Annotated in this window: 2 pseudogenes; both read left to right on the forward strand. The window is 71.1% G+C overall.

Annotation, left to right across the window (positions count from 1 at the left end):
- Positions 1–544 (forward strand): annotated as a pseudogene (locus G3N93_RS40705) (alpha-amylase); the annotation flags it as partial.
- A pseudogene (locus tag G3N93_RS40710) lies at positions 541–889 on the forward strand (1,4-alpha-glucan branching enzyme); the annotation flags it as partial. The pseudogenes G3N93_RS40705 and G3N93_RS40710, both read left to right, overlap by 4 nt.

The following is an 889-nucleotide window of genomic DNA, read 5'->3' on the forward strand; positions in this document are numbered from 1 at the left end:
CGTGCGCGCGCTCGGCGCACTCGTGCCGCGCACGCTCGACGCGCAATGCATGCGGATCCACGGCGATTTCCATCTGGGCCAGGTGCTCGACGTACAGGGCGACGCGCTGCTGATCGACTTCGAAGGCGAGCCGGCACGCCCGCTCGACCGACGCCGCGCGAAATCGCATCCGCTGCGCGACGTGGCCGGCTTGCTGCGTTCGCTGTCATACGTGAGTGCGACCGCGCAATTCGCGATCGAGAAGGCGCCGCCGCAGGCGGCCGGCCGCAAGCGCGCACTGTTCGACCGCTTCGGGCAGGCCGCCGCGGATCGTTTCGTCGACTGCTATCGCGCAGCCGCCGAACTCGCCCCCGCGCGTTTCGTCGACCCGCGCTACGCCGATCGCCTGCTCGCGCTGTTCCTGATCGACAAGGCGTCGTACGAGCTGTGCTACGAAGCCGCGAACCGGCCCGACTGGCTGAGCGTGCCGGTCGGCGGGCTCGCGGCGCTGATCGAACGGCTGCTCGATGACGGGGGCGCATCCAACGACGGAGACACGCCATGACCGACACGCTGTTCGAACGATCCGATATCGATGCGCTGCTCGCCGGCCGGCATCCCGATCCGTTCGCGTGCCTCGGCCCGCATGGACAGACGGGCCGGGTCGTCGTGCGCGCGGTGCTGCCCGGCGCGAAAAGCGTGCACGCGCTGTCGCCGGAAGGCACCGAACTCGGCACACTCGCGTGCGTCGATCGCGCCGGCTGCTTCGCGGGGACGATCCCGCGCAACGGCGGCGCGCCCCACTACCAGCTCGCGATCGACTGGCCGGACGCGCGGCAGGTGATCGACGACGCGTATGCGTTCGGCACGCTGCTCGACGACGCGGTGCTCGCGCGCCTCTCGGCCGGCG

This window comes from Burkholderia sp. Se-20378 (assembly GCF_017104665.1).
In the GTDB taxonomy this organism is placed as follows: domain Bacteria; phylum Pseudomonadota; class Gammaproteobacteria; order Burkholderiales; family Burkholderiaceae; genus Burkholderia; species Burkholderia lata.